4 protein-coding genes and 1 tRNA gene are annotated in these 5,851 nt (G+C 69.8%); 1 reads left to right on the forward strand and 4 read right to left on the reverse strand.

The window, feature by feature from the left end; genetic code table 11:
* Positions 1-81: 81 nt before the first annotated feature.
* Together LCE31_RS19200 and LCE31_RS19205 are read right to left on the reverse strand one after the other, a co-directional pair.
* Positions 82-155: transfer RNA gene (locus tag LCE31_RS19200), tRNA-Met, on the reverse strand.
* 150 nt (positions 156-305) lie between these two features.
* Positions 306-3,221, reverse strand: coding sequence for a UPF0182 family membrane protein (locus LCE31_RS19205; RefSeq protein ID WP_225015779.1), 2,916 nt, complete (start codon positions 3,219-3,221; stop codon positions 306-308).
* Positions 3,222-3,576: 355 nt separating this feature from the next.
* On the opposite strand from LCE31_RS19205, the gene LCE31_RS19210 reads away from it, so the two are divergent.
* Positions 3,577-4,134, forward strand: a complete 558-nt coding sequence (locus tag LCE31_RS19210) for a PPA1309 family protein (protein ID WP_225015777.1) — start codon at positions 3,577-3,579, stop codon at positions 4,132-4,134.
* Positions 4,135-4,272: 138 nt separating this feature from the next.
* Here the strand turns inward: LCE31_RS19210 and LCE31_RS19215 are convergent, their stop codons facing one another.
* A complete protein-coding gene (locus tag LCE31_RS19215) occupies positions 4,273-5,367 on the reverse strand; it encodes a YlbL family protein (protein ID WP_225015778.1) in 1,095 nt (364 codons plus the stop codon).
* A 47-nt stretch (positions 5,368-5,414) separates the two neighbouring features.
* Positions 5,415-5,567, reverse strand: coding sequence for a hypothetical protein (locus LCE31_RS19220; RefSeq protein WP_225015780.1), 153 nt, complete (start codon positions 5,565-5,567; stop codon positions 5,415-5,417).
* Positions 5,568-5,851: the final 284 nt, after the last annotated feature.

Here is a 5,851-nt window from a genome sequence, read left to right on the forward strand (position 1 = left end):
CCCACCTCCCCCCCCCCCCCCCCCCGGGCCCCCCGCCCCCCCGGGCCCCCGGGGCCCCCCCGGGGGGCCGGGGGACTTCAGTAGCGGGGACAGGATTTGAACCTGCGACCTCTGGGTTATGAGCCCAGCGAGCTACCGAGCTGCTCCACCCCGCGCCGTTGTGTGATCAACTCTAGCACGGTGCGGAGTGTGCCCTGCTCAGCCCGGTACTCAGCCGGCGACCCAGCCCGCCGCTCGCGCCCGGCGGCTCGGCCCGCCGCCCGGCCCGGTGGCTCGGCCCGCTGCCCGGTCCGGCCGGCGAGCGGTCAGCCGGAGCCCCCGCCGCCGCTGCCCGTACCGGACCCGGACGCGGTGCCCCCGGCCGCCGACGCCCGCTTGAGGGCGTCCTCAAGCGCCTGCTGGGCCTTGCCCCACGCGTCCCAGTCGGTGGGCTTCTCGCTCAGCGCGGCCTGCCCCTCGTCGTAGGCCTTCTGCGCGTCCTGGACGGCCTGCTGGAGCGCGGGGTTGTTCCCCTTGGGCGGGGGCGCGGTCTGGTCCCGGCCGGGTGGCCGGCTCGCCCCCGCCGACCCGAACACCGCGTTGAGCGCCTCCGACAGGGAGTCCTCGAAGACCGGTTTGCCCCCGGCGTACGAGGCGGCGACCTTCTTCAGCAGCGGGTAGTTCTGGCTCCCGCCCCTGGTGTACACGGGCTCGACGTACAGGAAGCCCTGGTCGAGCGGCACCGTCAGCATGTTGCCGTACTCGATGTCCGAGTCGGTGCCCTTGAGGTTCTTCACGAACGACGCGACATCGTCACCACCGTTGAGTTCGCTCTGCATCTGCTGCGGGCCCTGCACGTTGTTGCCGGTGACTCTGAGCACTCTGATGGTCCCGTAGTCGGGACTGGTGGCATCGGCGTCGACGGACATGAAGGCGCCCAGGTTCGGCCGGCCGCTCGGGGTGAACGTCGTCGTCAGCGAGAACGTCTGCTGCTTCGAGCCGGGCATCTGGAGGCTCAGATAGTACGGCGGCACGGCGCTGCCCGCGCGTGTCGTCGGGTCGTCGGGCACCTGCCAGGCGTCGCTTCCGCTGTAGAACTGCGCGGCGTCGGTCACGTGGTAGCGCGTCAGCAGCTCCCGCTGGACCTTGAACAGGTCCTGCGGGTAGCGCATGTGCGCCTCCAGGTCGGCCGGGATGTCCTTCTTCGGTTCGACGGTGCCGGGGAACGCCTTCATCCACGTCTTCAGGACGGGGTCCTTGGTGTCCCACTGGTAGAGCGTCACCTTGCCGGTGTACGCGTCGACGGTGGCCTTCACCGAGTTGCGGATGTAGTTGACCTGGTTCTGCTGGGCCACCACCGCACGGGAGTCGCTGGTGAGCGAGTCGGCCGTGGTGTCCCCCAGCGTCGTACGCGAGGAGTACGGGTACGCGTCCGTCGTCGTGTAGGCGTCCACGATCCACTGGATGCGTCCGTCGACCACCGCGGGGTACGGGTCGCCGTCGAGCGTCAGCCAGGGCGCCACGGCCTCCACGCGGTCCTTCGGCGTCCGGTTGTAGAGGATGCGCGAGCCCTTGCCGATGGCGCCGGAGTAGAGCATCTGCGGCTCGCTGAACGCCACCGCGTACGCGGCCCGGTTCAGCGGGCTGGAGAGCGAGACCCCGCTCCCGCCCCGGTAACTGGTGGTCTTCTCGCCCTGGTTGGCCTCGTAGTCCAGTTCCTTCTGCGGACCGCCGACGATCGAGTACTGCGTGGTCTTCTCGCCGTAGTAGATCTGCTGCTGGTACTCGGGGAGCTTGCCCGTGGTGGGCAGGCCCGACTCGGTGAAGTCGGGCGAGCCGATCGTGCCCTGCTTCGCGTCGGTGACCGTGCCGGTGCCCTTTGCGGCGATCAGCCCGTAGCCGTGGGTGTAGGTGAAGTGGTCGTTGATCCAGTTGTGCTTGGGGATGCCGGCGATGTTGAGTTCGCGCAGGCCGACGACCGTGTTCTGGAGCTTGCCCGTCGAGGGGTCCTTGTAGCGGTCGACGTTGAGCGTCGAGGGGAACTGGTAGTACTTGCGCGGCTGCTGGAGCTGCTGGAAGGCCGGGGAGACCACGTTCGGGTCGACGAGCCGGTAGCTGGCGGCCGAGTCGGCGGCCTTGCGCTGCTCGGCCTTGGAGGCGGTACCGCCCTTGCCGGAGTAGTCGCTGACCTTCGCCGAGGCGATGCCGTACGCGGAGCGCGTGGCGTCGATGTTCTTCTGGATGTACGGCGCCTCCTTGGCCTGCTCGTTCGGCTGGACCGTGAACTTCTGCACGATCGCCGGGTAGAGGCCGCCGATGAGGATCGCGGAGAGCACCATCAGGCCGAAACCGATCAGCGGCAGCTGCCAGGTACGCCGCCAGAGCGTGGCGAAGAACAGGACCGCGCAGATCACCGCGATACAGAACAGGATCGTCTTCGCGGGGAGGTACGCGTTGGCGTCGACGTACCGCAGGCCCGTCCAGTTGCCGGTCGCCTTCAGGTCGCTGGACTTGACGGCGAGCCCGTACCGGTCGAGCCAGTACGCCACCGCCTTCAGCGACACGAACAGTCCGATCAGTACGGACAGATGGCCGGTGGCCGCCGCGGTGGCGCGCGCCCCGGGGCTGGTCACGCGGAGACCGCCGTACAGGTAGTGCGTGAGGGCGGCGGCCACCACGGACAGGACGGCCGCGGCGAAGCCGAACCCGAGCAGGAACCGGTACCAGGGCAGGTCGAACGCGTAGAAGGACACGTCCAGATGGAACTGCGGGTCCTTCTTCCCGAACGGCACGCCGTTGACCCACAGCAGCCAGGTGCGCCACTCAGCGGACGCGGAGGCGCCGGCGATCAGCCCGACCAGCGCCGCGATCGCCGAAAGAATCCACTTCTTGTACGGCGCGACGCTCATCCGGTACCGGTCGAGGCCCTGCTGCTCCGTCGACATCGCGCTCAGCGGCGGCCTCAGCCGGTGGGCGAGCCAGATGTTGAACCCGACGGCCAGGGCCATGAAGGCGCCGAAGACGGCGAACAGGCCGAGCTTCGTCCACAGGGTCGTCGTGAACACCGACGCGTAGTCGACCGAGCGGTACCAGAGCCAGTCGGTCCAGAAGCCGGAGAACATCACGAAGGCCATGGCGAGCACGGCCAGCAGCCCGAGGACCAGCAGCAGGGTACGCACGCGGCCCGACGGCCCGCCCATCCTCATCCGTGACCCGGTCGGGCCTCCGCCGCGGTCCGGCATCTGGAAAGCCAACGTGCGCACCTCGGAAAATATCGGGGACAAACCCCCCGGGAGAGCCGGGGGAAAGGCCGTGGGTCGTGGTCGGTCGGTCTGCTGGGTCGGTCTTGAACTGTCTGTCTTGGACTGTCGGTCTTGGACTGTCGGTCTTGAGCTGTCGGTCTTGAACTGTCCGCTGGGACGGTCTTGGGCCGTCCGCTGGGACGGTCCCGGGCTGTCCGCCGGTGTAGGACGGGGCTCGTGGGCTCTGCCGGGTGGCGTGTCCACCGGGTCGCGCGACCGCGTGACCCAACCATGCAACTTACTGAGGCTTTACCTAGTTCCCGCCGGGGGCTCCGGAGGGGGCAGGATATTGGTCATGTCGAACGTTTCCCCCTCAGGGACCCCGATGGCCGCGAACCCGCTGACGCGGGCCGTGCTCGAAATCGACGAGTACGCGGCGGGCCTCGGCTGGGACCAGCCCGCCCGTCTCTTCGCACTCGTGGACAGCGAGCGCATGCGCGCGGACGAACCCGAGCTCGCGAACCAGCTGGGTCTTGACGACGGCGACGATGTCGCCCCCCTGACCCCCGTAGAACAGGACGAGATCCCTGCCGGCACCGCACTTGACGAATTTCTCGCCACCATCGCGTGGCCCGGCTCCGTCGCGGGCTGCGCGCTCACCGTGGAGCGGCTGATGCTGCCGCCGTCCGCCGAGGCCGCTCTGCCCGAAGGCCTGGACGAGGCCGCACTCGGCGACTGGGTCGCCCGCCACCCGGACCGGCAGGAGGTGCGCATGACGGTGGCCGTGCTGCGCGACGGGAGCCGGGAGTCGGCGCTGCGGCTGCGCGAGAAGGACGCCGCGGCCGAGGTGCTCACCGGCTCGGGCCTCGTACCCGGGCTCGCGGAGGCCCTGTCGGCCACGTTCGCCTCGTAGGGGCGCAGGGACCGGCGGGCGGCGGGGCGCTGCGAGCGGCCGACGGCGGGACGCCGGCTCGCGGCGGGACGCCGGCTCGCCCGCCCGCGCCGCACGCGGCCGGGAAAGGCCGCCCCGTGCCGTGCGCGGCGGACACGGTCAGCTTGCCGAGCAGCTCGGCAGGCCGGCCGTGTCACCGGTTCGGATCTTGTCGAGCGACGCCTTCGCGTCCGAGATGTTCTTGACCTTGACGAGCGTGAGGCCGCTCGGGGTCCCGTCCGCCGCGGCGGCGCAGTTGTCGGCCGGGGTGAGGAAGTACCGCGCGCCGGCCTGCCGCGCGCCCACCAGCTTCATGGCGATGCCGCCGATGGGGCCGACCGTGCCGTTGTCGTCGATGGTGCCCGTACCCGCGATGAACTTCCCGCCCGTGAGCGAGCCCGGCGTGAGCTTGTCGACCAGCCCGAGGGAGAACATCAGGCCCGCGCTCGGGCCGCCGACGTCCGCGAGCTTGATGTCCATGGTGAACGGGAACGTGTGGTCGGTCCCGGCCGCGATGCCGACGATGGCGCGCGACTTCCCGCTGTCGTGCGACGTCGCCGTCTTGACGACGACCTGGCGGCTGCCCGTGGGCTCCTTGTTCGCCTTCTTCGCCGCAGCGGCCGCCTCGGCGGGGACCACGGTGAAGGTGACGTCCTGGCCCGGCTTGTGCTTCGTGACGAGCTTCGCCACCTGGTCCTGCTTCGTGACCTTCGTACCGTCCACGGCGAGGATCAGGTCGCCGGCGTGCAGCTTGCCCTCCGCGGGGCTGCCCTTCAGGACGCTCGCGACATTGACGTGCGCGACGACCGGGATGTGCAGCACCTTGAGCGCGGCGACCTTGGCGCTCTCCTGGGACTGGCTGAACTCCTCGGCGTTCTCCTGGGTGGACTGCTGCTCGGTCTGCCCGTCCGGGTACAGCGTGTCGTGCGGGACGACGACGTCGTCGTGCGACAGCCAGCCGTAGACCGCCTCGGCCACGTTGAGCTGCGTGTCGGCGCTCGTGACGCGGACCGTGACCATGTTCAGGTTGCCCGACGTCGGATAGGTCTTGTGTCCCGAGACCTGGAGCACCGGCGCCCCGCCCGGGCTCGACAGGGTGTTCGTCGTCGGGCCCGGGCTCATCTCGGAGTACGGGACCTTCGTGAGGACACCCACGCAGAGAAGCGCGATCAGGACGAGGGTGGACGCGAGCATCGTCACGGTACGGCGTGGCATGGAACGACAGTACGGGAGACGCCTGTGAGCACACCGCCCGGGCGGAGCTACTCGGCGGGGTCGCGTTCCATCGCGTTGCGGAAACGGGCGTAGCCGTTGAGCTCGGCCATGTCACCCACCGTATGGCTCTTGGAGGCCCAGCTTCCCCATATCGCCGCGCCGATGGCGAAGACGACAGGGATCAGCAACCAGGTGAGCACGCCCATCGCGATCTCCCGTCCCAGTCAGCAGATTTGATCTACAGATTTTCGTTCTGCAGAGCTAACGCTGCTGGGGGTGGACGGGTTACGCAAATCGGACGCGATGCGGCCGGGTGGGCTACGGGACGGGTCGAAGGGGGCTACGCGGCCGGTCAAGGAGGGGCTACGCCCCGGGCCCTGCCTTCTCGCCCGTCGCCCGGCCGCGTAGCCCCCTTCGACCCGTCCCGTAGCCCACCCGGCCGCATCCCGGGCGATTTGCGTAACCCGGCCCCCCCCCGCACGGG

Origin of the sequence: Streptomyces sp. 8L, assembly GCF_020176795.1 — a bacterium.
Lineage (GTDB): Bacteria > Actinomycetota > Actinomycetes > Streptomycetales > Streptomycetaceae > Streptomyces.

Excerpts from the sequence above, each read along its gene's own strand:
- LCE31_RS19205 (WP_225015779.1), bottom strand. The coding sequence starts at position 3,221 with ATGCCGGACCGCGGCGGAGGCCCGACCGGGTCACGGATGAGGATGGGC.
- LCE31_RS19210 (WP_225015777.1), top strand. The coding sequence starts at position 3,577 with ATGTCGAACGTTTCCCCCTCAGGGACCCCGATGGCCGCGAACCCGCTG.
- LCE31_RS19215 (WP_225015778.1), bottom strand. The coding sequence starts at position 5,367 with ATGCCACGCCGTACCGTGACGATGCTCGCGTCCACCCTCGTCCTGATC.